The organism is Mesorhizobium sp. LCM 4576 (assembly GCF_001854815.1).
Taxonomy (GTDB): Bacteria; Pseudomonadota; Alphaproteobacteria; order Rhizobiales; family Rhizobiaceae; genus Mesorhizobium; species Mesorhizobium plurifarium.
Window position 1 is genome coordinate 33,078 of record NZ_MDDT01000025.1, and the last position, 23,582, is coordinate 56,659.

A 23,582-nucleotide genomic window follows, 5' to 3' on the forward strand; every position below is an offset into this window, starting at 1 on the left:
CCCTGCAACCTGCGGTTCGGGGCCGACACTGGCAATACGCCATGACAATTGCAAGCGCACTGGACGGAACCCCGCAATCTTGGCAAATTTACTTTGAAGTCACCGATTGGATGCGGGCGGCGACTCGGGGGAAATTATCATGACCACTGCGACATTGGGACGACCCGGTAGGTTCGAGATCGGCAGGGTATTCAGCAACACCTTTGGCGTGATCGGCCGAAACATCGGACTTTGCGTCGGATTGGCGGCGCTGTTTGCGGGGCTGCCGACGTTGCTGGTCCGGATGGCGACCCAGCCGCAGATCAATGCAATCCTGCAAACGGAATCCGGTGCCATGCCGGATCCGAGCGCGGCGTTTCGCAATTCCTACATCACCGTCATCGCCGGCCTGATTTCATTTGTGTTCACGCTGCTGCTGCAATCGGCGCTGGTGCGGGCGACCATCGAGGACCTCAACGGCAAGYGGCCGTCCTTCGGCGACTGCATCCAGATTGCGATCCRCTTCCTGCTGCCGACGCTGGCGATCGGCATTCTCGTCGCTATCGGCSCCGGTATCGGCCTGGTACTGCTGATCGTGCCGGGCATCATCCTGTGGCTTGGCTGGTCGATGTCGGTGCCGGTCCTGATCCAGGAGCGGCGGGGCGTGTTCGGCTCGATGTCGCGCAGCCGGGCCTTGACCAAGGGCAGCCGCTGGGCGCTTTTCGGCCTGTTCCTCATTCTCATCATCATCGCGATGATCATCCAGTGGGGAATATTGCTCGTTCTCGTGCTGTTCGGCGGCATCATTGCCGAGATCGGAGCCGCGCTGGTGCAGACCGTGGTGTCGATGGTGCTGTCGATTGCCACGGCGGTAAGCTATGTCGAGCTGCGTCAGGCGAAGGACGGTGCAAGCATCGACGAACTGGCGGAGATATTCTCGTAGCGGGTGGCGCTACGCAGGGAATTCGATCGGCTCTGTTTGCGGTGGCAGGTGGCATGCCTTGGAGATTGGCCGAAACGCCCACCCGGTCGTCATCCACGGGCGGAGCAAGGAGCGAAGCGACGCGCGCAGACCCGAACTAATCCCTGTGCCGTGGAATTAGTGATAGCAGCAATGGTCCGCATGCACACTCGTCCGGCACAGGCAGGACGAGGTGATCGGCACGTCCGTCTTGGCAAGCGCTGTCGCCAACCTGGCCTGCAGGTCCGGCAGCTCGTCTTTCTCGCCGCGCCGCTTCAGGCATTCGACCAGCCCGTGCAGCGCCCAGACATTGTCCGGGTGCTGGGCGCAGCGCTGCACGGCACCGCTCAAGCCCAGATCGTCGCGATAGACCTGCTCGGCTTCCGCCGCATGGCCCTGGTCGAGCAAAAGCGCCGCCAACGCGTGGCGCGGCGGGTGCATCCACGCCCATGGCTCCGTGTAGGACAAATTGTCGTCGAGCTCGACCGCGTGCCGCAGATGCCCGTAGGCCTCGTCGTGACGGCCCTGGTGATAGGCGAGCTCGCCGTCGAGAAGTGCCGCGCCCACCGCGAGCGAGGCTTTCGTCGGGTTGCTGAGGAAGCGGCGCTCCGGCGGAATGCTGTCGATCTGCCGGCTAAACAACTCGCGTTCGCGTTCGGCCGCCGCGAATTCGCGCAGCGTCGCATGCGCCACGCCCTTGGCGTAATGCTGCAGCGCGGCGGTCACCACATAGAGGTCGGGCTCGCCGTTCATCGGCTCGTCGATGATTTCGCGCCAGCGCCCGAAGCGCACCTGCACATGCGATTTCATCGCGTGATAGCCCTCGACCGTCTGCGTCAGCTTCGGCCGTTCCGGAATGCTGACGACGTCGCGCGTCACCAGGCTGCGCACCTTGTCGGCGGCCCACAGGGCAGGGCGGTATTGGCCAAGCAACATGCAGGTGAACATCATCAGATGCAGGTCGTGGCAGCATCCGAGCAGGTAGTAGGTCGGCTCGCCGGCATAGGCGAGGTAGAGGTCGTTGGCACGCACCGCCTTCTCGCTGGCGATCTTGGCCTTCTCGTATTCGCCGCAGAGCACGTAAATGTGCCCCGGCATGTGGTTCATAWGGCCGGCATCGGGACACATCGTGCCCAGCCGCTCCGCCGAGCGCATGCCACGCTCGGGCTGCGTCGACATTTCGAGCAGGTGGATATGGAGATGGAGCGCTGCCGGGTGGGGCGCGGCCCCTGCTTCGTCCGAGAGGCGGATCGAGCGCTCACAGATCTCCAGCGCCTCCAACACATCGGAATTCGGCGCCGGCGCGCCGTTCCGGAGGTTCCACAGGCGCCGCACCGTCCGCATCATCAGCGCCTCGACGGTCAGCGCCATCACGTCATGGTCATCGGTATAGTCGCGATAGACTTGGCGCATCGCCGCGGCATAGGCGTCGTCCCATTTTTCGAACTCGGYGGCGCTCACGCCATGCGGCTGCTGGAAGCGCGCGCCGAGCGCCTCGATCAGCCGCCGTTCGACGGGGCTCGCGCTCGCCGCATTGGCTCGTGCCAGCCGCACATGTTCGAAGCRGCGCTTGGCGACATGGTCGGCCTCGGCCTTGCCATGCTCCTTCCAGGTCAAATTGTAGAATGGCCCGGCGGCATAGGCGATTCCCCAATGYACGAAGGCGCAGCCAGGATCGGTCTCCAGCGCCTTCTCGAAGCACTTTATGCCTTCCTCGTGGTTGAAGCCGTAGCACCAGTTCAGCCCGATATCGAACCAACGCTGCGTCTCGGCCGAGGAGGTCGAGATGGGACGGCGATAGGTGCCGAGGTCGAAGTGGTCCATCGTTGTTCGCCCGCGAAACTAAATCGACCTAGGTAAAGTGCGACGCAAGCTGCTCTATCGGATCTTTGTCCGGGCGCACCAAGAGCCAGAAAATCAGGCCTGTAGCGGCGCCGAAGATTCCTGCCAAGGAACACAAATACAAAACCATGCCGTACGGCGCATGCCACCGGACAAGGYCGAAGACAAATAGTGGAACGAAAACCGCCAGAAAGCCAACGACGGTGTATAYCCAAAAACGCCGCCAGCGCCGCCGGGTAAGAATGTAGAATGCAGGTATTCCGATCAATGCCTCCAGAAAATAGAAAGCAAGGCATATAAATAGGAAGCCCGATAGAGGCGCTGCTTCAGGGTGGTGGRTATGCCAATTGTAGCCGGGCAGGATCGCCGGAATAATGGGTGCAACGAAGAAAGCCCAGCGGGCGCGCATCGGAATATTCCCTGTCGGCATGAATCCTTCGGCAACCCGTTGCGGGCGCATTCAGATTACAGGCAGATCAGCAATTGCCGTGTCAAGGCAAACAAACCGATGTGAGTTGTCTAGAAATGCAATGTGCTAAGTTTGTCTGACCCGAACGACTTTTGTCGCGCGGGTCAGAAGGCGGCAAGTTTCCGGAAAATCAGGACTCCAGCCACACTTTCTCGAAATGCTGCTCGAGCGCCTGGTGTTGCTCGCAGCCTTGCACGCCCTTGCGGTAGGTGCGGTAGACCGAGCGCCAGTAGGGCTGGATGATGATGCCGGAATCGCGCAGGTTCGTCTCGATCTTGGCCATGATCTCCTTGCGCTGTGYGGCGTCGGGCGTCGCAAGCGCCTTGTCGAGAAGCTCGTCGAACTCCTTGTTCGAATAGGCGCTTTCGTTCCAGGCGCCGCCCGATTTGTAGGCTAGCGCCAGCACCTGCACGCYGAGCGGGCGGCCGAGCCATTCGGTGCAGGAATAGGGGAACTTGCTCCAGTCGTTCCAGAAGGTCGCGGCCGGCAGCACGGTCCGCTTGATCTTGAAGCCCGCCTCGCGGATTTGTGCGGCGATCGCGTCGGCGGTGCTCTTTTGCCATTCGATGTCGACCGAGATCARCTCATATTCGTGGTCGGCCTTGCCGGCTTCCGTGATCAGCTTCTTGGCCTGATCGACGTCTTGCTWGGCCGGCCCGATATCGGCGAATTCCGGGTGCATGGGGCCGACATGGTGGTTGTCGGCGGGCTTGCCGYGGCCATCGAGCCCGAGCTTCAGCACAGCCGCATTGTCGACGGCAAGCTGGGCGGCGCGGCGCACCTTGACGTCGTCATAGGGTGCGTTGGAGACATTGAAGCGCGCCACGATGGTCGAGCCGGTGGCGATCTCGGAGTTCTGCAGGCCCATCTGCTCGGTCTGCGAGACGGCGTCCGACGCGGTCTCGTGGTCGGTGTCGATCTCGCCGGATTCGAAGGCCGACAGCATAGCGTTGGGATCGGAGCCGTAGTCGACCCATTTGATGCCGTCGAGATAGAACTCGCCCTTCCACCAGGGCTTGTCCTTGCGCTTCACCTCGGCGCCGGTCTCGGCGTCCCAACTGACCAGCTCGCATGGCCCGGTGGTGATGGCCAAAGCTTTCTTCGGATCGGCATCGCCCTCATAGGAGCGGTGCATGATCAGCGCCGGATAGTCGGCCATGCCGGCGATCAGCGAGATGTCGGGCTTGGGCAGGTTGAGCTTGACTGTGTAGTCGTCGACCTTCTGGATGCCGCCTTCGACGGGCTTCTTGGTGTCGGCGTTGACCAGCGCGCCCATGCGGGCGGCGACCGAATTGCCGGCGACCGAGGCATCGCACCAGCGGTTGAGATTGTGGATCACGTCGTCGGCGTTGAAAATGTCGCCGTTCGACCATGTGATGCCCTTGCGCACGTTGAGCGTGATCGTCTTGGCGTCGTCGCTGGTTTCCCAGCTTTCCAAGAGCCAGGGTTCGAAGCTGAAGTCGGTTTTCCAGCGCACCAGATATTCGTTGCAGTGGCGCGCGACGTTCGACATCTCGACGCCGTCGAACGTGCGCGGGTCCTTGAAGCCCTTGACGTTCATCGCCACGCGCAGCACGCCGCCCTTTTTCGGCTCGGCGGCGCGGGCAGGCGAGGGAACGATCCCGCCCAGCGCCATCGCGCCGGCGGCGCTGACGCCGAGGCCCGCCATCAGCGCCAGATATTCGCGCCGGCTGATCGCGCCCGTCTTGAAATCGTCGGCAGTCGGCTTCGCCTGCGGGTGCAGTTTTCTGTCGGTCAGCATGAATTTCATCGTCGTTCCCTCTGTTGTTGGCGCTCGTTGCCCGTGCGGCGGTCTGTTGGGGCAAGGACTTGCATGAAGCAACGGCCGCCCCGGGATCGCCAGGCGCGGGGGCGGATGCGACCGCCAAGGCGCCGTTGCCTGCAGGGGAATGATAGGTCCGCTTTCCGCGGCGAAATGTTTGGTTTTCCGCAGTTCTTGTGCGCTGTTCCGCAGGCTAAAGTCGCCTCAGACGGCGCCGCCCCCTCATCCGGCCGCTTCGCGGCCACCTTCTCCCCGAGGGGAGAAGAGGTTCGCGCCGGCGCTGACAGGCTCCTCTCCCCTTGGGGAGAGGTCAGCCGAGCGAAGCGGAGGCTGGGTGAGGGGGAGCGCCATTCAATACGGCCACTCGCCCCGCCCAAGCGCGCCGATATCCGCAACAATCCTCGCAAACGCCTCCGCCGCGCGCGGCACCGTAGACCTTGCCCGCAGAAAACTATGCACCAGCCGCGGCTCCTCGCGCCACCACGCTTGCCCGCCGGCGGCCACAATCCGGTCGCGATAGACTTCGCCGTCGGAGGACAGCGGATCGCATTCGGCGGTGACGATGACGGTTGGCGGCAGGCCGGAAAAATCGCGATCCCCGAGCGGCGAGAACGTCGGGTCGTCCAAAGCCTGCCCAGGCGCTGCGCGGATACGCCGGTAGAACTCAATGTCGGCGACCGTCAGCAGCGGCGCCTCGGCGTGCTCGAGATAAGAGCGCCCGGTCTCGTCGCCGCCCAGGCCGGGATAGATCAGCATCTGGCCGATCGCATGCCGGGAATGGCGGCGCGTCGCCTGCGCCACCGCGGCGCCGAGGTTGCCGCCGGCGCTTTCGCCGCACAACACGATCGGCAGCGTGCTGGTCGAGGCGACCCATTCGAACACCGCAGAAGCATCGTCGAAGGAGGCGGGATGGAGATGCTCCGGCGACAGGCGGTAATCGGCCGAGACCACCTCGAAACCGGTACCGGCGCATATTTCGGCGCAGATGTCGTCATGGCTGTCGAGATTGCCGAGCACGAAGCCGCCGCCATGGTAGTAGATGACGATCGCTGCCGCCGCCTTACCGGCCATGCGGTAGCGCCGCACCGGAATCGCATGCGCCGCCGTGGCGACCAGACCGTCGCTGGCCGTCACGCCCTCCGGATGGCCTTGGTGAAATGCGATGCACATCCGGTCATAGACCGCGCGCTGCTCGGCAATGGGCGCGGCGATGATCTCCGGCGGATACCAGYTGTTGACCTCGTCGATATAGTCCCAGAGTTCCGGATCGAGCCGGTCGGCATATCTGCCGCGGCTCGCCGAATTGCCTGGGTTGCTGGCCACGGCCGTCAGAGCTCGGCGTAAAGCTGCGCCGCGTTCTCGAAGGTGAAGCGCAGAGGCACCGAGCCCTCGACCTGCCACACCTTCACCGTATCGCCGGCCATCAGCCGGCAGGCGTCCAGCGTGTTGGTGACGGCGCCGCCATAGAGACGGTTGGCGAGGTTGAGGATGCCGGTCTGGTGCATGGCGGCACTCGCGCTGCCGCAGGCGTCCTTCACCAGAAGCACGCGAAACCCGCGCGCCACCGCGTCCTTCACCGTGGCGTCGATGCAGGCCTCGGTCCAGACGCCGGCAATCACCAGCCATTCGATGCCGGCCGCCTTGAGCTTGTCGCCAAAGTCGTTCTTGCCGAAGGCGCTGGCTTCCTGCTTGACCAGCATGGCTTCGCCGTTTTGCGGCGCCACTTCGTGGCAGATCGCGGTCAGCGGATCGTCCTTGTCGGAAAAGGCCGACTTGCCGCTTTCGTCCACCGGGTGGAAAGGCCGCGCCTCGGCGAGGTCGACGATATAGGCCCAGTGGTAAAGCGGCACGAAATTACGCCGCGCCGCCTCCTGCAGGCGCTGCACATTGGCGAGGATGTCGCCAAATCCCTCGACCAGATAGCGCTTGTCCTTGCGATGCTCCTCCTGGAGATCGATGAATACCGCGGCCACCGTACCGCGTCGGATGGAAATGGGCGTTTTCATGCTGGTCTTGCTGTCGATGCGTAGGCGCTACTTGTCAAGAAATTCATCTTCATACGGAAACCGGGAGAGCAGCTCCGTTCCCGTCTCGGTGATCAGGATCTCGTCCTCCAGCTTGACGCCCTCGCGGCCGCCTTTCTCGCCGATATAGCTTTCGACGCTCACCACCATGCCCGGCACGATGATGCCGTCGCGGCCATAGGTCTCGTAATCCATCGAGTGCGCGATGAAAGGCGTCTCGCCATGCATGCCGACGCCATGCATGACAGAGGTGTAGCGCTGGTCGACGAAGCGGTCCGGGATTTTCCACGCCTTCTCGGCGATCTCGCGGAAGGCCATGCCGGGCTTCACGATGCCGATATTGTGCTGCACCTGGTCATGCGCCATGCGGTAGAGCGATTTCTGGTAGGGCGTCGGCTTGCCTGGACCGCAGCGGAAGGTGCGCGAGAAGTCGGAATAATAGCCGTAGCAGCCGATCGTGTCGGTATCGAGCGCGACCAGCTCGCCCGGCCTGATCTTGCGGCCGCTCGCCTCGTTGAACCACGGATTGGTACGCTGTCCCGAGGTGAGCAGCCGCGTCTCGATGAACTCGCCGCCCTGGCGGATCACCTCATGATACATGATGGCGAACAGCTCGTTTTCGGAAACGCCGGGCTTGATCGCCTCGCGCACCGCCGCCACCGCGGCTTCGGCGCCCGCCATCGAGGCCTGCAGGCATTTCACTTCCTCCGGCGTCTTGACCGCGCGTACRGCCAGGATTTCGCCCTGGCAGTCCTTCACCTCGCAGCCGCGCCTTTCCAGTGCCAGCGCCTGCAGATGGCTGCAGCGGTCGAGCCCGAGCTTCATCGACCCGCCGCCATGCTTCTTCAGCAGCTCGGTGATCTCGTCCGCGAACGGCCCGGCGGTCTCGTCGTCGCGGCCGGAGACGGACGACCAGACGAGCTTGGAGGGGCGCGCCTCGTCGATCGTATCGAGCACCATCGAGACATGGTAGCTCTGCGGGTATTCGAACAGCACGACCGGCCCATCGGTGGGCACGAAGAAGTAGCGCGTCGAGTTGCGCAGGAAATAGCCGAACATGTTGCGCGAGCCGGTCGCGTAGCGCTGGTTGTAGGGGTCGAATAAAACGACGCCGCCATAGCCCGCTTCGCGCATCCAGGCGCGCAGCTTGGCGAGCCGGCCCTTGCGCAGCGCATCGGCATCGATGAAAGACGGTTCGGTGTCGGACAGCCACATRCCGCCGGCGGGATCGGCCGCAGCCGGATGGCGCATGCGGTCCTTGAAGTCTACGTCCTCGGTGCTGTCGGGGTCAAATACGACGATGCTCATGGGCGCCTCCTGATGGGGAGACCATAGCCGGATGAGGTTTCTGGCTTGTGCGGCATTCCGCGATTGTTGTGCTGGATACCGCAGAGATGTCGGCGGGACAGCACCCCTCTCTGTCCTGCCGGACATCTCCCCCGCAAGGGGGGAGATTGGATGTCGCCGTCGATTTCGCCAATCGCCGACGTTGCAGAACGAACGCCGTCGGTGGAGCTGCTAATCTCCCCCCTTGCGGGAGAGATGCCCGGCAGGGCAGAGGGGGGTGTGACGGAACTCGGCCTAACCAGAGAGGACGCCGCGCCCCTAATGCCTCCTCATCGCCTTCGGCGCGTGCCCATGCTCCTCGCGAAACGCCCTCGCAAAGCTCGACATCGAAGCAAACCCGCACGCCAGCGCCACGTCGCGCACCATCAGCTTCGAATGTGCCAACAGGTCGGCTGCCCGCTTCAGCCTAAGCCGCCGGTAATATCCATTGGGCGAGATATCCAGCTCGGCGCGGAAATTGCGCTCGAGCTTGTCGGGTGACACGCCGAGCCGTTCCGCCAGCTCCGCCATGCCGAGCCGCTCCTCCACCGCGTCCTCCATGATGGCGATGGCCGACAGCACCAGCTCGTTCTGGATGCCGGTGCGCAATCTGAGTGGCATCAGCTTGCGATCGACGCTCGACCGCAAAGGCGAGTGCACGAACCATTCCGCGACGCCCGCCGCGATCTCGGCGCCGCAGTCGCGCGTGATGATTTCCAGCATCATGTCGAGGCTGCCGACGCCGCCGGCCGAGGTGAAACGCTTGCGGTCGATGACGAAGAGGTCACGCCTGAGCTCGATATCCGGAAAGGCTTCGGTGAAGGCGGCCTGGCTGGTCCAGTGCAAGGTGCAGGCATGGCCGTCGAGCAGGCCGGCGCGGGCGAGGAAGAAGGCAGCGTCGGCGACAGCGCCGATATGCGCGCCGCCGCGCAGGCTTTTGCGGATCCAACTCATCGCCTCATCGGCCACGATATGGTCGGCATCGCCGCCCGAGCAGACGACGATGCGGTCGGCCTTCGGCGCGTCCGCCGCGGAAAAGCCGGGCTGGATGACGACGCCGTTCGACGCTTCGACCGTGCCGGGATCGGCGCCGACGATCACCCAGCGGTAGCGGTCCCGCTTTGCAAGAATGTTGACGGCGCGCAAGGGTTCGATGACCGACGAAAACGCCATCATCGGAAAGCCGGGAAAGACCAGCACCGCGAAGGTGAGGGGCGCTCCGCCCGCCGCCGGTTTTTCCTCGTTGCGTGAACTCATGGCTGGCGGCCGAAGCGCGGCAGCACCACATCGGCGGTGAGCGGCGCCAGTTCCATGCCGCTTGCCAGTTCCGGGCTGAGCCACATCATCTCCTCGATCTCGGCCGCCGGGAGCGGCTCGCCGGTGATAGAGAGTTCGAACAGCTCGGCCTCGACGCGGGCATCCGGCTCATTGGCGGCGGGGGCAGAAAACGAGCCGAGATGGAAGGCAGCGGCCGGATCGACGGCAACGCCCAACTCCTCGCGCAATTCGCGCGCCAGGGCGACGGCCGGCAACTCGCCCGGCTCGATCTTGCCGCCAGCCTGCATGAAGGCGCTCGTGCCGCGCTTGCGGACCAGAAGCAGCCTGCCGCCATCGTCGCGGATCACGGCGGCGGCGATGCGGATCGTCCTGGTCCTTTGTGTTTCGGAATGGCTGGAGGTCACGATAGGCGGTTTCCCGGCGGCGGTTTTGGTGGCAGAGAGAGGTGAACTGTAGCTGGCCGCGCGGCCGGCTTGCAACGGAGAGACAACACGATGTTCGCGGCAACGGCAATCGACACAAGCAATAAGCCGGCCTTCTACAAGGAGTTGGCCACGCAATTGAAAGCGCTGCTGGAAGGCGAGGGCGATTCCGTCGCCAATGCCGCCAACACGGCGGCGCTGATCTATCAGATGGTGCCCGACCTCAACTGGGCCGGCTTCTATTTCCTCGCCTCCGAGGACGAGCTGGTGCTCGGGCCCTTCCAGGGCAAGCCCGCCTGCGTGCGCATCGCCGTCGGCAAGGGTGTCTGCGGCAAGGCCATCGAGCTCGACATGTCGATGCTGGTCAAGGACGTCAACGAATTTCCCGGCCACATCGCCTGCGATGCCGATTCGCGCTCCGAGCTGGTCGTGCTTTTGCGCGACGCCGAAGGCGCGTTCGGCGTGCTCGACCTCGACAGCCCGCTGCCCGGCCGCTTCGACAAGGAAGACCAGGCGGGTATCGAGAAACTCGCCGCGATCTATGTCGCGGCGTGTGAATTCGAGGACGATGGCGAAGACTGAGGGATGAGGCCGGGCCCGGCCTGCCTCAGGCGAGCTTCACCAGCGTCAGGCTGAAGCCCGAGATGAAGAGGAAGGCCGAGAAAGCCAGCATCAGCGGCCGCAGGCCGCGCGAGCGCAGTTCGGAAATGTCGGCCTGCAGGCCCATGGCGGCGAGCCCCATGGTCAGCATCACCTGCGCGGCCAGGGCGATGGCGGCATGGATCTGGGCAGGGATCGCGACCAGGCTGTTCAGCGCCACCACCGCCACAAAAGCCGCAACGAACCAGGGCATCGGCGGTTTGGCGCCGGAAGCATCGGTGTTGCCGCGGCGCGCCGTCAGGCCGAGCGCGATGACCATCGGCGCCAGCATGGCGACGCGTGTCAGCTTGGCGACGGTCGCCGTCTCGCCGGCAAGCGTTCCGTTCTGGAAGCCGGCGCCGATCACCTGCGCCACCTCATGGATCGAGGCGCCCGCCCACAGACCGAAGGCGTGCTGGTCGAGGCCGAAGACCGGCGCCAGCAGCGGGAAGCCCAGCATGGCGACAGTGCCGAACAGCGTGATGGCGGCAACGGCGTAGGTCACGTCCTCGTCGCGCRCATCGGTGACGATGTTGGTGGCGACGATGGCCGAAGCGCCGCAGATCGAGGTGCCGGCGGCGATGAGCTRGGCGAGCTTGCGGTCGACGCCTATCAGCCGGCCGAGCGTGGCGGTGAAGAGGAAGGTGGCGCCGAGCGTGGCGGCGACGATGCCGACACCGCCGAACCCGATGCCCGCCACCTGGCCGAGCGTGAGCTGGAAGCCCAGCAGCACGATGGCGAAGCGCAGCAGGCGCTTTTRCGAGAAGGCGATGCCGGCCTTGGCGTGAGCGGGCATGCCRAGCACGTTGGAATAGATCATGCCGGCGACGACGGCGAGGATCATCGGGCTGAACAAGGTGAGGCCGGAAAAGCCGCGCGCCGAATAAGCGACGCTGGTGATCATCGCCACCAGCACCAGTCCCGGCACAACGCCGGCCAAGATCGCGGTCAGGGCAGGGCGCTCCCGTCCGGCATTGGCCGGGTTCAGGCCGTTTGGAAGATCGTTCGCGGTGACGGGCAGGAAAGACAATTGAATTCTCCAGGCACTTTCGCCGCCGAAATGCCATTCCAAAATCGATCTTTCCAACGAATTATTTGAGTTATAATGATCGATTTTGTCGAACGATGGCGAGCCGCTAATGGGTTGGCCTAATGACCAGCACCGGCCGAGCCTTGACGCTTGCCGGTTCCTGCCCCAGCTTGCCGCGATGTCAACTCTCGCGCCCGCCAATGCCAAGCGACGCCGCCTTCGCCGAGTGCGGAGCGGCAGGCTGATTGCGYGACGATAAGACCCGACACGACAGATCCGGTTCGTTCGTTTCCTGCCCCGCCCGCGACTTCAGYCGGCGGGGTTTTTCATATCGGGAGTCCAGCAATGACGATCAATTCTTCCATCCGGTTCCGGGCGGCCGAGGCGGCAGATGCCGTTGCCATCCGCGATATCGTGYGCGCCGCCTATGCCAAATGGGTACCGGTGATCGGCCGCGAGCCRCTGCCGATGCGCGCCGACTACGAAAAGGCCGTCGCCGAGCATCCGTTCGACCTCGCCGTTGCGCAGGATCGCATTGTCGGCATGCTCGAGACCATGCTCGCCGACGATCACCTCTGGATCGAGAATGTCTGCGTCGCCCCGAACGCGCAGGGCAGGGGAATCGGCCGGCTGTTGCTCGAACGGGCGGAGCACAAGGCGCGCGAAGCCGGGCGTGATGAGCTTCGCCTGCTGACCAACGGCGCGTTCGAAGCGAATGTGTCGCTCTATCGGCGACAGGGTTATACGGTCGACCGGGAAGAGCCGTTCATGAATGGCACGACCGTCTATATGAGCAAGAGGATCGCCAGATGACCGCCAACCGGAGCGCGACGAAGCCTGCCGGGATCAGGTTGAAGAAACTGCCCGGCTTGTATGCGATTTCGCGGTTGGGAGCCKGGCACGGCATTCCTGATTGGGCAGACGGACCGGGTTTCGTCAGCATCGCCAGAACCGAGGATGAGCTTTCCATCACCTGTCTGCAGGATCGCGTACCGGATAGCGTCAGGCAGGATAGCGACTGGGTCGCCTTCAAATTCGAAGGCCCCTTTGCCTTCGGCGAAACCGGCATCGTGCTGTCGGTCATCAGGCCGCTGTCGGAAAATGGCCTGGGCGTCTTCGTCGTCTCCACCTTCGACGGCGACCATCTGTTGGTGAAGGCTGCAGACGGCGCCGCTGCGATACGCTTGCTGGGCGAGGCAGGRCATACACTGCTCTAGTCGAGAATGCGGTGGCRCCAACTCTGGCGCAACACCCGACGCGCTGGCTCAAGCACTTCTCGCTTGCGTTTGACAGAGCACATGCCGCATCGTTATTTCTGGCGATATACGACGACCATCTCACCACAATCGAGCAAAGCGGTCCGCAGGAGCGAAACCATGTCACACAATCTGCAGTTCTATATCGATGGCGCCTGGGTCGATCCTGTTGTGCCGAATACGCTCGACGTTATCGATCCCTCGAACGAAGACGCTTTCGCGCAGATTTCGCTGGGCTCCAAGGCCGATGTCGACAAGGCGGTGGCCGCCGCCAAGCGCGCCTTCGCCACCTTCGGCTTCACTGAAGTCGAGGAGCGGCTCGACATCCTTAACCGCGTCATCGATGTCTACAAGAAGCGCAGCAAGGACCTTGCGCTCGCCGTCTCGCGCGAGATGGGCGCGCCGCGCCAGATGGCGCTGGACAGCCAGGTCGGCGTCGGCCTTGCGCATCTGGAAAAGATGGCGGAGGTGCTGAAGACTTTCCAGTTCCGCCACGTCAAGGGCTCGTCGCTGATCGTCAAGGAGCCGATCGGCGTCGTCGGCCTGATCACGCCGTGGAACTGGCCGCTCAACCAGATCACCTGCAAGGTCGGTCCGGCGCTCGCCGCCGGCTGCACCATGGTGCTGAAGCCGTCCGAGATCGCGCCGCTCGATGCCATCATCTTCGCCGAGATCATCGATGAGGCCGGCGTGCCGAAGGGCGTGTTCAACCTCGTCAACGGCGACGGCCCGACCGTCGGCCAGGCTCTGGCCAGCCACTCGGATGTCGACATGATGTCCTTCACCGGCTCGACGCGGGCGGGCATCCTGGTCGCCAAGGCGGCGGCCGACACGGTCAAGCGCGTGCATCAGGAGCTCGGCGGCAAATCGGCGAACATCCTGTTCCCGGATGTCGATCTGGAGCGGGCGGTCACCAAGGGCGTCGCCGGCTGCTTCGGCAACAGCGGCCAGTCGTGCAACGCGCCGACCCGCATGTTCGTGCCGCGCGACCGTCACGACGAGGCGGCAGGCTATGCGAAGAAGGCGGCGGAGAAATTCACCGTCGGCCCAGCCGACGCGCCTACCTCCAAGCTCGGCCCCGTGGTGAGCCAGATCCAGTTCGACAAGATCCAGGATCTGATCCAGAGCGGCATAGATGAAGGCGCCACCTTGGTCGCTGGCGGTCCCGGCCGTCCGGCCGAACTCAACCGCGGTTACTATGTCCGCCCGACCGTCTTCGCCAACGTCACGCACCACATGCGCATCGCGAGGGAAGAGATCTTCGGGCCAGTACTGTCGATCATGCCTTACGACACGGTGGAGCAGGCGGTCGAGCAGGCCAACGATACCGTCTACGGCCTGGCCTCCTACATCCAGGCCAAGGACATCGAGAAGGCGCGCCAGGCAGCGGCCCGCATGCGCTCCGGCAATGTCTACATCAACTACCCAACCTGGGACGCCGGCCTGCCGTTCGGCGGCTACAAGCAGTCCGGCAACGGCCGCGAATATGCCGAATACGGCCTGGAGGATTTCCTCGAGATCAAGGGCATCGCCGGCTACRAGGCGGCGGAGTAGGGCCCGCGCGCGGAGGAACAGGCCTCCGAAGAAGCTTAGGAAGGGCGCGGTCTCGGCCGCGCCTTTTCCATTTGGGCTGGTCGCGCGGGTCAGACATGGCCGTAGAAATCCCGGTGCACGGTRACGGAATAGGCGTAGTCCAGCAGGGTCGACCAGCTGAACACGGGCATGTCGATCTCCCGCTGTATCGCCCGGCCGAAGGGCTGAAACCCGGTGCATTCCAGCACCATGGCTCCCATGCGAGGATGGGCGGCGGCGAAATCCTTCGCCACCTTGACGATATCGCGCTCCGCCAGGCCGTAATCGGCGGTCGGGATTTCTGGCCGGATGTCCTTTGTCCAGAGACTGTCGAACTGGGGCGTCTTCCCGTCGTCCTTGGCGCCGTGAACGACATAGTTCGTCCCGAGCGTCACACCCACTGACGTGAGATGCCGGTCACTGAGCCGGTCGCCCTCGGCGACGAGAATGCCGACGACCCTTTCGGGGCCGATCGTCATCTGGGCGAGAGGTACCTGCAGCAGGCTCGACGCCAAGACCGGCACGTCGACACTTGCCGCGATCTCCTTCTGGAACCAGGCGAAGTAGCCGCATTYGGYGGCGATCGCCCGGCATCCCATGCGTTCCAGTTTCCGCGCGGCCCTGACGATCGGCTCCAGCAAGGCTTTCTTGTCGTCGCCGCGTACGAGGTTCTGGATGTCGACGCCTTCGGCGATTTCGTACTGGATCGGAAAGGGATAGGCGCTCGCGTTTCGCACATCGCCGGGAAATCCCGGGTACACCTCGTCGAGGATGATGATGCCCAGGCCCATTCCGTAGCAGGAATGATTCCTGCGGGCATGAATTCTGTGGATCCCTGAATCGCGAGCCGTCATCCCAAGCCTCCGCACATCGTTGCAGCGGACGCTAGTTGCTTATGAATACGGCAGGAAATAACGTTTCTTTATGATGGTTCGAAGGTTCTTATGGAGGCATTGCCATGCTTTCCCGACGGGACGAAATATCCGTGCGCCGCGTGCGCAGCCTGCTGACGGTGCTGGAATTGAACTCGTTCACCCAGGCGGCGGACGCGCTGGGCCTTACCCAGCCGGCCATCTCGCAGCACGTCACGCAGTTGGAGAGACAACTGGGCTTCGCGCTGCTGGTTCGCGACCGTGAAGGGCTTCGGCTCAGCCMTGCCGGCAGCTCGCTGCTGCCGGGCCTCCGTCGGCTCGTTGCGGGCAACGAGGCGATTGTCGATCAACTTGCCTCGCTAAGCCTCGGTACCGAACAGATCCTGCGGGTTRCCAGCGTGGCTTCCTTTGCCGCGATGTTCATCGGCCCCGCCTTCCTTGCGCTGAGGCCCAGGTTTCCGAGCCATGTGCTCGATATCGTGGAGATCGACAGCGAGGTGACGTTCCAGCTTGTGAGGTCGAATGAGATCGATTTCGGCATCAGCAGCRTCTTCGTCGCATCGCCCGGCCTCCTGTTCGAGCCGCTTTGCCAGGACGGCGCCTGCGTCGTCCTGTCGACGTCGCATCCGCTTGCCGCGCGGTCCGAGTTGGGTGATGAGGATGTGCTTGCCGAGCCCTTCATCCGCTTTCCCTCGGGAACGACATCGGGCAACTGGCTCGCCATGATGTCCGAGCGATCCGGCCTGCAGCCAAAAACCGTCGTCGAAGTGCGCCAGCTTATGACCGGTTGCCAGCTCGCGCAGCAGAATATCGGCCTGACTGTCGTCCCCGAGATCGCCGCCAGATCATGCCCGCTGCCCGGCCTCGCCGTGATTCCCTTGCGGGATGGCCTGCCGCCGCGCAAGCTGGGCGTGGTCACTAGTGAGTTTCACCAGGCCTCGCAATTCGAGAACGCCGTTCTCTCAAAGCTGCGTGAAATGGCCTGGCAGTCCCAGGGTGTCCAAGCCCTCCGGTAGGTGCGGTGAAGCGCAAAAAAAGCCCCGCAGGCGAGATGCCTGCGGGGCTCTTTTTCAGCGGACGTGCCGATTAACGACGATCGCTTCCGCGACCATCATTGTGGCTGCCATGCGTGCCGTTCAGGCAATGGGTCCAGTAATCGCCAGGGTTGACGCAGGAATTGACTGTTGCCTRCTGAGCATAGGCCGAGCCGGCCAGACCGGATACAGCAACAATGGTGAGAATTGCATGAAGGATCTTGAAATAAGCGCGGGATGCCGGCCATCCAAAGCGGATGCGAAACGGGCTGTCGTTCGACAATCAATTGGATATTTGCTGGCCGGTAATGCCGATAGCGAAACATTTGTCGTCGAACACTCGGGGCGCGATCTGAGATAGCGATGGCTCGGAAGCCTGACGCCGATGCGCCCGTGGCAATCATCGCCTTGCGAGCTTCGGCTAACGCGCCGTAGCCGCCGCGCGTCTCGGCACCTCCCGAGTTCGTCGCAAACGTGTCGACGTTTGCGGCTTACCCGCGCCCCGCCTCGATGATGCCGACCATTGCCCGGGTAAACTCGACCATGCTGTTTGCCGTGATGGCCGCATTGTCGGGAGACTGCCCTATATGCTCGGCTGCTCCGCAACATGACCGGCGGATGCTGTCGTAGTATGGATCTCTTTCATCGTCCGGCATTGTCGCCAAATTCAGGGCGCGACGATGGATCATGCGCAATATCTGCGCCAATGCTGTTTCGACACTCATGCGTTTGCTCCGCATCGGTCGAGCGTCTCGGCACATTGAGCGCCGGATCGTCGATCGGGGGACATTCCCGATTCGAGCAGGCTGCACCCTAGCTGTTAATATATCGTTGATTGCTAATATGTTCGGCAATCAAACGGAAATTGGCCAAGCAGGACTGTCTGTCGAAGAAGCCTTTCCCAACGCGGCGATGGTGAGCAACGAGGGCAGACTGTCGGTTCCACCTACGCAGCCAGTGGGCTAGAACTGAGCTCATGGTGGACGCCAAATACTCCTTCGGTTCGTTTGTTCTTGACCCGCTGACCGGTATCCTGACGCGGGATGGCGAGCCGCTGTCCATAGGGCAACGCGGCGTGGCGCTGCTTACTGCTCTCATCGAGGCGCGCGGCGAGCCGGTCTCCAAGGATACGCTGTTTGAGCGCGGCTGGCCGGGYCTGACGGTCGAAGAGGCCAACCTTTCAGTCCAGATCGCGGCACTTCGCAAGGTTCTGGGCCGCGCGGAGAACGGAGCGGAATGGATCGCGACGGTTCCTCGGTTCGGGTACCGCTTGCTGCGAACGCTCACGCGCGGTGACGACTACCTTTCGGAGCCGAAACGCCCTGTCATTGCGGTGCTTCCTTTCAGAGACCCATCTGGAGCCGGCGATTCAGCTTATTTCGCGGAGGGTGTCGTCGAGGGAATCGTCGCCGCCTTGTCCCGCTTCCGAGGGCTCTCCGTCACACCCACCCTCACAGCCGCTGCAGCTTTGGCACACAACTCCTCGCCGGGGGACATCGCAGCGGCGCTAGGCGTCCGCTATCTCCTACAAGGCTCCGTGCTTCGTTCGGGCGAACGGGTTCGTGTCAGCGCACATTTGCTCGATGCGCCCCACGCCAGTCAGCTCTGGGCTGAGCGCTTCGAAGGGGTCGTTGCCGACCTCTTCGACCTTGAAGACCGGGTCACCGAGGCGATCGTAGGCCTGGTCGAGCCCGCCATCAGTCGGGCGGAAATCGAGCGTGCTCGGCGAAAGAGACCGGAGAGTCTGGATGCCTATGACCTATACCTGCGAGCACTTCCGCTCTTTCGAACCATCGAGCCGACGGCGCGCGCCGAGGCAATTCGCTTGCTTGAAGAATGTGTGAGGCTCGATCCGGACTTTGCCGCCGGATTGGCGCAAGCGGCCTGGGCATATGAGCGACAAGACACATTTGGAACAGGCATGAGCGACACTGAACGAAGACGTTCGCTCGAACTTGCCGAACGTGCCGCCGAATTGGGACATGATGATCCRCAAGTCGTCGCCATTTCGGCTTTGATCCTCATTATCATTGGCGGCCAGCGTGAGCGCGGCCTTGCAATGCTTGCTGAGGCTCGCCTCGCCAACCCGAATAACCCAACCGTGCTATCGCTCTTCGCCTTCTGCAATGTGCTGGTCGGTGACCTGGAACTGGGAAGGCAAACGTTCTTGAAAGCGTATGAGATTTCTCCCGCGGCGCTTGTAAACTACGAAATCCTACTGGGCATCAGCTGCTCCCACATTTTCAGCAAGGAGTTTGAGGCCGGTGTCGAATGGGCGCTTAGGAGCATCGCCGCCAATGGGGAATGGCTGGCGTCCTGGTACACCTTGGCGGCTGCTTACGGGCACCTCGGCCAAGTTGAGAAAGCCAAACAGGCAGTCGAAAGAGTTTTGGTCCTCGCTCCCTATCTGCGCATGTCGCATTTCGAAAGGTTAGATCGGCGCCCCAATCACGAGCGCTATCGTATTCTTGCCGACGGGCTTCGCAGGGCAGGCCTGCCGGACTGAGCGCTCGCGAATTTTCGAGAGATTTTGGAGGCCTTTTGGGACACAAACCGCCAGATGAGYCGAGACTGCCGCTGTCGTTGATCGACAGGAGGTGGTTATGTCCCAAGCCATTGGAATATCTAGAAGTTCGTTCTTGCGCGCCGTATCTCGGCTTCTCGGTGCAGTTAGGCACTTATTGCCCAAGTGGCAGCCTCCAGTCCAAACCGAGCTCCCTTCGACAATGACCGTGGTCGAATGGGCTGATCTTCCAACCTGGCATCCCACGTCCCCTGAGGACTAGGGGCGGGCTACCCAGAGTCTTGGCCGGCGGGCGGACGCTGGCATGAAAGCTGCCGAGAGCCCATCCGCGGCGGTGGCGGGCGCGAGCAGCCATTCTCCGGAGAGCTTTATAATATACCCGCCGCGTGGAGAGCGGAGACATGCCATGAAGACGACGCTTGCCGCGTATAGTCTGGAAGCCGGTGAGGGCGAGCGGCTGCATTTCAGCGGCGCTGATTTCCTCGTCAAGGCATCCGCCGATACCACCGGCGGCGCCTTTTCGGTTGTTGAGGAGATCGATCCCCTGGATACGCCCCTTCATTGCCATGCGAACGAAGACGAGCTTTTTTACGTGATCGAGGGCGAGCATGTCTTCCGTTGCCGTGACCGGGATTTTCGGGTGGGACCGGGCGGAACGATGTTCGCGCCGCGGGGCGTTCCGCATGCCCATCGGCGTATCGTGCCGCRCACCGGTCGTTTTCTGACGATAACGTCGCCGGCGGGGTTTGAGCGTTTCTTCCGGGACCTTTCGCAGGCTGAGGCAAGCGGTGCATCGATGCCCGAGGTCTATGCGGCAATGTCGCGCAAGTACGGCATAAAGTGGCTGAAGGACTAAGGGCGGGTGATGACCTTCGATGCCATGATGTTGGATCCATCATACAGACGTGGTGGATTCGCRCTCGCAGCATGAAGGCGGCTATCCGACTTTTCTCGATCCGTACCCACAAAGCCGCAACACTTGGCAGTCTCTAACGTTCGCTAACGTATTGAAAATCCATGAAAAAAGAAGCTTGGCTGGGGAACCTGGATTCGAACCAGGACTAACGGAGTCAGAGTCCGTGGGTCTACCGTTAACCTATTCCCCAGCAGGCGCGGCCCGTGCCGTGCAAAGCGGGCGGCTATGTGCCGCGAGCGCTGCCTTGTAGCCGCCATCGAAAAATAGTCAAGCCCGCAGCTGAGTTCAATCGCAGCCTTTTTGAAGCCTTTGTCCGATGCATGTCATTCGCCCAAAGCGCTCCGCGCTTTTGGCGACATGCGTTGGCGGCTCGGCCGGGCGGGCGGAAGGCTTCAGCTCTCGCCGCGGCTGTACTGCGAATGCTCGAAATAGAGCACCACGCCAAGGCCGATCAGCAGCGGAATGATGAGATAGAACAGGCGGAACACCAGAAGTGCTGCAAGCACGCCGACCGGATCCATGTCGGAAAGGCCGGTGAGGAAGACGACCTCGAACACGCCGAGCGCGCCCGGCGCATGCGACAGCAGCCCGATCGAGAACGACACCATGAACACGCCGAGCACGACGAAATAGCCGGGATTGCCGGCATCCGGCAGGGCAAAGTAGATGATCGCCGCGGCGCCGAGCAGCTCGACCGGCCCAACCAGCAACTGTCGCGCCACGATCTGCAGCGCGGGGTAGTGGAGCTGGAAGCTGCCTATCTTCAAAGGCCTCAGCCGAAGCCAACTGCCGAAGGCATACGCGCCGACGAGGATGAGCATGGCGAGCCCCGCGGCAAAGGCGGCGCCATGGTGGGGCGCGCCGGTGAAGCGGTCGATGATCTGCGGCTCGAACAACAGAACGAGGCCGCCGAGGAAAACGCTGGACAGGATGAAGGTGAACCAGCAGATCGCCACCAGCACGCCGACCTCCTGGCCGGTCAGCCCCCGCGTGGCGTAGGCGCGATAGYGGATCACCGCGCCGGAAAATACCGAGCCGCCGATATTGTGCGACACCGCGTAGGTGGTGAAGGAGCAGAGCGTGACGAACAGCCACGATACTTTTTTGCCGATATGCAGCAGCGCTATGTGGTCGTAGCCGGCGAGCGAGGCATAGGCGACGACCGAGCTCAGCGYCGCGAGCACCCAATCGCGCGGCGGGATGGCGGCGATGCCGGCCCAGACATCGTCGAGCGAAATGCCGCGCAGTTCGTGGATGAGCAGCCACAGCGAGAACGCCACCGCCGCGATGCCTATGACCGGCCAGAAATAGCGCCTCCAATTCATGGCGTCGTCATCATGCGCTGCAGCTCACTGATTTGATGTTGCCCGACCCCTTCGAACCCGCATTTGAGACATGCCTGATTGAAGCCGGCTATTCAACCGGCAAGACATTGCCCCAACGTGATCTCGGCAAATGTGAGGTTGGCGAAATTCGGCCTCGCGCTCTTGGTGATTGCGAACGGCGCTGCTACTCTGGCGCCAACTTGAAACAAATCGAGGTGCCTGCTGCGTCCGTTCCCGGTTCGCGCGGCGCCGGAAGGAACTGAAGTGGAAGACCACGATACCGGCGCGGGCGCGTCGGCAGTGGGTATGTCCGGGGCATCGCCGGCGCAGTCGGCGGGCCCGCAGCCGGCGCGATTCAGCCGCCACGCGGGTGCGCATCCCAGACATGCCGACCCCAGACATGCCGGCCAGAGACAAACCGGCCAAGCCGACCAGCATGGCGATCAGCCGAAAGGCAAGACGCGCAAGCGCCGCAAGCGCAAGCGCGGCCGCAAGGTGTTCGCGCGCGACGAGAACGGCGTCGTGCCGCAGTTGGCGGCTGCCGCCACGGCGGCAAGCCAGCCTCAGAGCGTGCCTTCGCAGGTTGAGCCAAGGCTGACGGCCCCGCAGCGTCCGCCGCGACCGGAATTGCCCGTCTTTGCCGCGCTCGACCTCGGCACCAACAATTGCCGGTTGCTGGTCGCGGTGCCTGGCCGTCACGGCCAGTTTCGCGTCATCGACGCTTTCTCGCGCATCGTCAGATTGGGCGAGGGGCTGACGGCGAGCGGCCGGCTCAGCCAGGCGGCGATGGACCGCGCTGTCGAGGCGCTGAAGATCTGCGGCGAGAAGCTGCGCAACCGCAAGATCAGGAAAGCCAGGCTGATCGCCACCGAGGCCTGCCGCTCGGCCGCCAACGGCGTCGAGTTTCTCGATCGCGTCGAGCGCGAGGCCGGGCTGAAGCTCGAGATCATCGACCGCCAGACCGAGGCCCGCCTTGCCGTTTCCGGCTGCGGCTCGCTGGTCGAGCGCGACACGCAAGGCGTGGTGCTGTTCGATATTGGCGGCGGCTCGTCGGAAATCGCGCTGATCGACCTGACCGGACGGCGCTCTCCGCGGCTCGCCAACCACATCGTCTCCTGGACGTCGCTGCCCGTCGGCGTCGTCTCGCTCGCGGAGCGCTTCGGCGGCCGCACGGTGACGCGCGAGACTTTTGCCGCAATGGTCGAGGACGTGGCCGCCCGGCTGAAGGCCTTCGACGGCCGCGACCGGCTCGCGCATGTGCTGGCTAGCCCCAACTTCCATCTGCTCGGCACTTCCGGCACGGTGACGACGCTCGCCGGCGTGCATCTCGATCTCGATCGCTACGACCGCCGCCGCGTCGATGGCCTCTGGATGGACCGCGACAGCGTCGACCGCATGATAGAGCGGCTGATCGGCTGGGATTTCCAGCAGCGCTGCGCCAACCCCTGCATCGGCGCCGACCGCGCCGATCTCGTTCTCGCCGGCTGCGCCATCCTGGAGGCGATCCGCGGTGTGTGGCCGTCCGAGCGGCTGCGCGTCGCCGACCGCGGCCTGCGCGAGGGGATTTTGAGCGAGCTGATGGCCGATGACGGCGTCTGGCGCAGTGAGGGGCGTGGCCGGTGATGAGCAAGAAACCCGAAAAGCCGGGCTTGGGAAACATTCGCGTCCTCAAGACCAGGATCAAGAAGAAGAGCGGCTTGAAGGAATCCTCGCGCCGTTGGCTCGAGCGCCACATGAACGATCCTTATGTGCAGCGCTCCAAGGCCGATGGCTACCGCTCCCGCGCCGCCTACAAGCTGATCGAGATCGACGACAAGCATCATCTGCTGAAGCCCGGCATGAAGGTGATCGACCTCGGTGCTGCCCCCGGTGGCTGGTGCCAGGTGGCGGCCGCGCGGACCAAGTCGAGCGCTGAAAATCCGCACGTTGTCGGCATCGACTATCTCGAAATGGATCCGGTTCCGGGCGYCGTCATCCTGCAGATGGATTTCCTCGACCCCGACGCGCCGCAGAAACTGGCCGAAGCGCTTGGCGGCCAGCCGGATATTGTGCTGTCCGACATGGCGGCGCCTACGACAGGGCACCGCCGCACCGACCACCTGCGCACCATGCATCTGTGCGAAGTGGCGGCCGAATTCGCGCTGCATGTCCTGAAGCCCGGCGGGCATTTTCTTGCCAAGACATTCCAGGGCGGCGCTGAGAACGAGCTCTTGTCACTGCTGAAGCAGAACTTCCGCTCGGTCCATCATGTGAAGCCGCCGGCCTCGCGCGACGAATCGGTGGAGCTTTACCTGCTGGCGAAGGAGTTCAAAGGCTAACGCCTTCTCTAC

The 23,582-nt window shown here is 63.4% G+C and carries 22 protein-coding genes and 1 tRNA gene; 10 read left to right on the plus strand and 13 right to left on the minus strand.

What is annotated here, in order from left to right:
* Nucleotides 1-139 precede the first annotated feature (139 nt).
* Nucleotides 140-922, plus strand: a complete 783-nt coding sequence (locus LCM4576_RS16645; protein WP_071033200.1) for a hypothetical protein — start codon at nucleotides 140-142, stop codon at nucleotides 920-922.
* A gap of 156 nt (nucleotides 923-1,078) precedes the next feature.
* On the opposite strand, the gene LCM4576_RS16650 is transcribed toward LCM4576_RS16645, so the two are convergent.
* The 8 genes from LCM4576_RS16650 to LCM4576_RS16685 all read right to left on the minus strand — a co-directional run bounded on the left by LCM4576_RS16650 (nucleotide 1,079) and on the right by LCM4576_RS16685 (nucleotide 10,066).
* Nucleotides 1,079-2,764 (minus strand): hypothetical protein, encoded by a 1,686-nt coding sequence (locus LCM4576_RS16650; protein ID WP_071033201.1) that lies wholly within the window; start codon nucleotides 2,762-2,764, stop codon nucleotides 1,079-1,081.
* A 28-nt stretch (nucleotides 2,765-2,792) separates the two neighbouring features.
* On the minus strand, nucleotides 2,793-3,191 hold the full coding sequence (locus LCM4576_RS16655; RefSeq protein WP_071033202.1) for a hypothetical protein: 399 nt from the start codon (nucleotides 3,189-3,191) through the stop codon (nucleotides 2,793-2,795).
* Nucleotides 3,192-3,381: 190 nt separating this feature from the next.
* Nucleotides 3,382-5,022 carry an ABC transporter substrate-binding protein gene (locus LCM4576_RS16660; protein ID WP_071033203.1) on the minus strand — a complete coding sequence of 547 codons (1,641 nt, stop codon included), beginning with the start codon at nucleotides 5,020-5,022 and terminating at the stop codon, nucleotides 3,382-3,384.
* A 363-nt stretch (nucleotides 5,023-5,385) separates the two neighbouring features.
* Nucleotides 5,386-6,357, minus strand: a complete 972-nt coding sequence (locus LCM4576_RS16665; protein ID WP_071033204.1) for an alpha/beta hydrolase — start codon at nucleotides 6,355-6,357, stop codon at nucleotides 5,386-5,388.
* A gap of 5 nt (nucleotides 6,358-6,362) precedes the next feature.
* A complete protein-coding gene (locus LCM4576_RS16670) occupies nucleotides 6,363-7,040 on the minus strand; it encodes an isochorismatase family protein (RefSeq protein WP_071033205.1) in 678 nt (225 codons plus the stop codon).
* A 27-nt stretch (nucleotides 7,041-7,067) separates the two neighbouring features.
* Complete coding sequence (locus LCM4576_RS16675) at nucleotides 7,068-8,366, minus strand: Xaa-Pro peptidase family protein (protein ID WP_071033206.1); 1,299 nt, start codon at nucleotides 8,364-8,366, stop codon at nucleotides 7,068-7,070.
* 297 nt (nucleotides 8,367-8,663) lie between these two features.
* Nucleotides 8,664-9,641 (minus strand): GlxA family transcriptional regulator, encoded by a 978-nt coding sequence (locus LCM4576_RS16680; protein ID WP_071033207.1) that lies wholly within the window; start codon nucleotides 9,639-9,641, stop codon nucleotides 8,664-8,666.
* Nucleotides 9,638-10,066 (minus strand): NUDIX domain-containing protein, encoded by a 429-nt coding sequence (locus LCM4576_RS16685; RefSeq protein WP_071033208.1) that lies wholly within the window; start codon nucleotides 10,064-10,066, stop codon nucleotides 9,638-9,640. The genes LCM4576_RS16680 and LCM4576_RS16685 overlap by 4 nt, the downstream gene beginning before the upstream one ends.
* Nucleotides 10,067-10,156: 90 nt before the next feature.
* On the opposite strand from LCM4576_RS16685, the gene LCM4576_RS16690 reads away from it, so the two are divergent.
* Entirely contained in the window at nucleotides 10,157-10,666 is a 510-nt protein-coding gene (locus LCM4576_RS16690) for a GAF domain-containing protein (protein WP_040983369.1), read from the plus strand.
* Nucleotides 10,667-10,691: 25 nt separating this feature from the next.
* On the opposite strand, the gene LCM4576_RS16695 is transcribed toward LCM4576_RS16690, so the two are convergent.
* On the minus strand, nucleotides 10,692-11,753 hold the full coding sequence (locus tag LCM4576_RS16695; protein ID WP_071033299.1) for a YeiH family protein: 1,062 nt from the start codon (nucleotides 11,751-11,753) through the stop codon (nucleotides 10,692-10,694).
* Between the two features lie 345 nt (nucleotides 11,754-12,098).
* Here LCM4576_RS16695 and LCM4576_RS16700 point away from each other — a divergent pair, with 345 nt between their 5' ends.
* The 3 genes from LCM4576_RS16700 to LCM4576_RS16710 all read left to right on the plus strand — a co-directional run bounded on the left by LCM4576_RS16700 (nucleotide 12,099) and on the right by LCM4576_RS16710 (nucleotide 14,563).
* Entirely contained in the window at nucleotides 12,099-12,566 is a 468-nt protein-coding gene (locus LCM4576_RS16700) for an N-acetyltransferase (protein WP_071033209.1), read from the plus strand.
* Nucleotides 12,563-12,970 carry an ACT domain-containing protein gene (locus tag LCM4576_RS16705; RefSeq protein ID WP_071033210.1) on the plus strand — a complete coding sequence of 136 codons (408 nt, stop codon included), beginning with the start codon at nucleotides 12,563-12,565 and terminating at the stop codon, nucleotides 12,968-12,970. The genes LCM4576_RS16700 and LCM4576_RS16705 overlap by 4 nt, the downstream gene beginning before the upstream one ends.
* A gap of 159 nt (nucleotides 12,971-13,129) precedes the next feature.
* Entirely contained in the window at nucleotides 13,130-14,563 is a 1,434-nt protein-coding gene (locus LCM4576_RS16710; RefSeq protein ID WP_071033300.1) for an aldehyde dehydrogenase family protein, read from the plus strand.
* Nucleotides 14,564-14,652: 89 nt separating this feature from the next.
* Here the strand turns inward: LCM4576_RS16710 and LCM4576_RS16715 are convergent, their stop codons facing one another.
* Nucleotides 14,653-15,435, minus strand: coding sequence for an aspartate/glutamate racemase family protein (locus LCM4576_RS16715; RefSeq protein ID WP_071033211.1), 783 nt, complete (start codon nucleotides 15,433-15,435; stop codon nucleotides 14,653-14,655).
* A gap of 131 nt (nucleotides 15,436-15,566) precedes the next feature.
* Here LCM4576_RS16715 and LCM4576_RS16720 point away from each other — a divergent pair, with 131 nt between their 5' ends.
* Entirely contained in the window at nucleotides 15,567-16,469 is a 903-nt protein-coding gene (locus LCM4576_RS16720; RefSeq protein WP_071033212.1) for a LysR family transcriptional regulator, read from the plus strand.
* Nucleotides 16,470-16,978: 509 nt separating this feature from the next.
* Here the strand turns inward: LCM4576_RS16720 and LCM4576_RS16725 are convergent.
* Nucleotides 16,979-17,212: a hypothetical protein gene (locus tag LCM4576_RS16725; protein WP_041011524.1), complete on the minus strand. Its 234-nt coding sequence runs from the start codon at nucleotides 17,210-17,212 to the stop codon at nucleotides 16,979-16,981.
* Between the two features lie 251 nt (nucleotides 17,213-17,463).
* Between LCM4576_RS16725 and LCM4576_RS16730 the strand changes: the two genes are divergently transcribed.
* Nucleotides 17,464-18,993, plus strand: a complete 1,530-nt coding sequence (locus LCM4576_RS16730; protein WP_071033213.1) for a winged helix-turn-helix domain-containing protein — start codon at nucleotides 17,464-17,466, stop codon at nucleotides 18,991-18,993.
* Between the two features lie 424 nt (nucleotides 18,994-19,417).
* The gene (locus LCM4576_RS16735) at nucleotides 19,418-19,867 is read left to right on the plus strand and encodes a cupin domain-containing protein (RefSeq protein ID WP_071033214.1); all 450 of its coding nucleotides are present in this window, start codon (nucleotides 19,418-19,420) and stop codon (nucleotides 19,865-19,867) included.
* Nucleotides 19,868-20,043: 176 nt separating this feature from the next.
* Here the strand turns inward: LCM4576_RS16735 and LCM4576_RS16740 are convergent.
* Nucleotides 20,044-20,117: transfer RNA gene (locus tag LCM4576_RS16740), tRNA-Gln, on the minus strand.
* Between the two features lie 202 nt (nucleotides 20,118-20,319).
* Complete coding sequence (locus LCM4576_RS16745) at nucleotides 20,320-21,252, minus strand: YbhN family protein (protein ID WP_071033215.1); 933 nt, start codon at nucleotides 21,250-21,252, stop codon at nucleotides 20,320-20,322.
* Nucleotides 21,253-21,516: 264 nt separating this feature from the next.
* Between LCM4576_RS16745 and LCM4576_RS16750 the strand changes: the two genes are divergently transcribed.
* Entirely contained in the window at nucleotides 21,517-22,875 is a 1,359-nt protein-coding gene (locus tag LCM4576_RS16750) for a Ppx/GppA phosphatase family protein (RefSeq protein ID WP_071033216.1), read from the plus strand.
* The gene (locus LCM4576_RS16755) at nucleotides 22,875-23,570 is read left to right on the plus strand and encodes an RlmE family RNA methyltransferase (RefSeq protein ID WP_071033217.1); all 696 of its coding nucleotides are present in this window, start codon (nucleotides 22,875-22,877) and stop codon (nucleotides 23,568-23,570) included. Before LCM4576_RS16750 ends, LCM4576_RS16755 begins: the two co-directional genes overlap by 1 nt.
* Nucleotides 23,571-23,582: the final 12 nt, after the last annotated feature.

Excerpts from the sequence above, each read along its gene's own strand:
- LCM4576_RS16670 (WP_071033205.1), bottom strand. The coding sequence starts at position 7,040 with ATGAAAACGCCCATTTCCATCCGACGCGGTACGGTGGCCGCGGTATTC.
- LCM4576_RS16680 (WP_071033207.1), bottom strand. The coding sequence starts at position 9,641 with ATGAGTTCACGCAACGAGGAAAAACCGGCGGCGGGCGGAGCGCCCCTC.
- LCM4576_RS16690 (WP_040983369.1), top strand. The coding sequence starts at position 10,157 with ATGTTCGCGGCAACGGCAATCGACACAAGCAATAAGCCGGCCTTCTAC.
- LCM4576_RS16725 (WP_041011524.1), bottom strand. The coding sequence starts at position 17,212 with ATGAGTGTCGAAACAGCATTGGCGCAGATATTGCGCATGATCCATCGT.